The sequence below is a fragment of the Pseudomonas sp. NCCP-436 genome, from assembly GCF_019656335.1.
In the GTDB taxonomy this organism is placed as follows: domain Bacteria; phylum Pseudomonadota; class Gammaproteobacteria; order Pseudomonadales; family Pseudomonadaceae; genus Aquipseudomonas.
This window is the reverse complement of record NZ_BPLZ01000033.1, coordinates 1-2375: the sequence shown is the minus strand read 5'-3', so window position 1 is coordinate 2375 and position 2375 is coordinate 1. Positions and strand designations below refer to the sequence as shown.

The window sequence follows — 2375 nt, the reverse complement described above, 5'->3', positions numbered from 1 at the left end:
TCCGCTTGACCTTGGTGTAAGGCTTGATCCAGTCGATGCGCTTGCCTTGTTCGCGCCAGAAGCCTTCGGGGTTGACCACCGACTGCTGATACATGGCCTTATAGGTGGCCTCGTCGGTCAGGGTCGTAGCCGCAACTTCGGGGCATACGGGGTAAAGGGGGGCCGCACTCATGTCTATCTACCTCGGTATCTGAGTTGTTGTAATGCGCGCATTGATAGCACGGGCTGTTCAAATCCGGAAACGACGCAGCAGAAGATCCTGTTGCCCTACGTGCTCGACCATTTCCGAGCACTGGTTGACCTGCTGCTGCGCACCCTCGGAGACCTCCAGCCCGATGTCGCGAATATTGGTGGTGTTGCGATTGATCTCTTCGCTGGTCGCGCTCTGCTCTTCAGCGGCGGCGGCGATCTGCAGATTCATGTCGTTAATGCGGAATATCGCTTCGCGAATACGGGCCAGCGTCTCGTTGGCTGCGTTGGCGTCTTCCGCTGTTTTGCTGGCTGCGTCCCGGCTTTGCTGCATGCGCGTCTGAGCCTGGCGTACACCGGACTGCAGCTGGTCAATCATCAGGCGGATTTCCTGGGTCGACTGCTGTGTGCGTGAAGCCAGCGAGCGCACCTCGTCGGCTACCACCGCGAACCCGCGCCCGGACTCTCCGGCGCGTGCCGCCTCGATGGCTGCGTTGAGCGCCAGCAGGTTGGTCTGGTCGGCGATGCTGGTGATTACCGAGAGGATCGACTCGATACTGTTGCTAAGACTGGAGAGTTCATTGATGGCCTCGCCAGTACTGTTCATCTCTTCCGCGAGACTGTTGATCGCGCTGGTTGAGCGCGACACCAGTGTCACGCCTTTTTCGGTCTGCGCTTGGGCGGCCTGTGCAGCTTGGGCGGCAGCCTCGGCGTTGCGCGCGACATCTTCGGCGCTTGAAGCCATTTCGTTCATGGCGGCGGCCAACTGATCCAGTTCTTGCAGCTGCGATTGCACGCGCCTAGCGGTCTGATTGGCTTCAAGAGAGGTGCTCGTGGTGCTCTGGCGAACCTGTTGCGAGGTCTGCAGCACGTCGCCGATCAGCGTCTTGAGGCTGTTCAGGAACTGGTTGAACTCCACGGAAACCTCGGCCACTTCGTCTTTGCCGGATACGGGAAGCTGCCGGGTGAGGTCACCGTCACCGCGATTTATTTCGGCCAGAGAAACCTTGAGGCTATCCAGAGGCTTGAGCAGGTGACGCACAAGCAGGCCCAGTGCAAGTAGGCTGCACACTGCCCCCAGTAGCGTGCCGAGGGTCGCTCGCCAGCTCAGCTTATGACTGGCAGTCATTATGGTGGACTCGTCCAGTACTACGCCGATGTACCACTGGGTACCGGAAAGGTTGGATAGGGGCGTGAACCACAGCAGAAGTTGTTTGCCATCGACCGTCAGGGGCTGCAGCTGGCTTTCCAGAGGTGGCTGGGCACCGCCGAACAGAGAGCTGTAGGACTTGCCATTAAGCTCGGAATCCGGGTGAGAAATGATGTGGCCGTCGTGGTTCAGCAAAAAGGCATAGCCGGCGCCGCTGAAGTCCAGAGTGTTGATGGTGTCAGTGACGGTATCGAGATGGATATCGCCACCCAATACACCAAGGAAACGACCGTTTTCGGTGATGCGGGTGACGGCGGAAATCAGTAGGCGCCCGCTTGAAGAGTCCTGGTAGGGCTGGGTCAGAACGGCCTCTCTGCTGCCGGCACCGGTTGCATACCATGGTCGCGAGCGACCGTCGTAATCTGCGCTGGGGCGCCAGCTGGCGGAGTTGCCAATTGGCTTGCCATCGACCTGCAGCGCGCCAAACACCAGCGCAAACTCCTTTTTCAGCAGCGGCGCGTTGATGGTGCGCTGGATGGATTCAGGACTCGATGGGCTTTCGATGTTCTGCACGGTCAGGTCCATGAGGTGCAGCTTGCCGTTTAACCAGTTCTCAATCTGTCTGGCAACGGCGGTGCTGGACTCGCGGATCTGTTGTTCGGCTTGTGTACGTAGAACGCTGCGTACCTGGCTCACCTGGGCCAGCGACAACAAGCTGGTGGTAACCAACAATACGCAGGCAGCAGCAAGGCTGACCTTGTAGGTGATTTTCATCTCGGCTCCGTTGGCGTCTATCTGCTCGGGGCGATTGCAAAAAAGGCCGCTCTCCCAGGGAGCATGTGCCGACCCTGTGAGAGAGACCTTTCCTCGCAAAAGGGCTGCAGAGCAGCCCTCAGGGCACAGAGTTAGAAGAATCCCAGCGGATTGATGTCGTAGCTGACCAGCAGGTTCTTGGTCTGCTGGTAGTGGTCGAGCATCATCTTGTGGGTTTCGCGGCCGACGCCGGACTTCTTGTAGCCACCGAATGCGGCATGTG

Annotated in this window: 3 protein-coding genes and 1 pseudogene; all 4 read right to left on the bottom strand. The window is 59.1% G+C overall.

The window, feature by feature from the left end; genetic code table 11:
- The coding region (locus tag NCCP436_RS17495) for an acetyl-coenzyme A synthetase N-terminal domain-containing protein (protein ID WP_220805233.1) at positions 1–172 on the bottom strand (172 nt) is incomplete at its 3' end.
- Positions 173–229: 57 nt separating this feature from the next.
- On the bottom strand, positions 230–985 hold the full coding sequence (locus tag NCCP436_RS17930) for a methyl-accepting chemotaxis protein (protein WP_375709505.1): 756 nt from the start codon (positions 983–985) through the stop codon (positions 230–232).
- 102 nt (positions 986–1087) lie between these two features.
- Positions 1088–2113 (bottom strand): annotated as a pseudogene (locus tag NCCP436_RS17925) (cache and HAMP domain-containing protein); the annotation flags it as partial.
- A gap of 131 nt (positions 2114–2244) precedes the next feature.
- Positions 2245–2375 (bottom strand): aldehyde dehydrogenase family protein (locus NCCP436_RS17485; protein WP_073664670.1); only part of this gene is annotated, 131 nt, incomplete at its 5' end.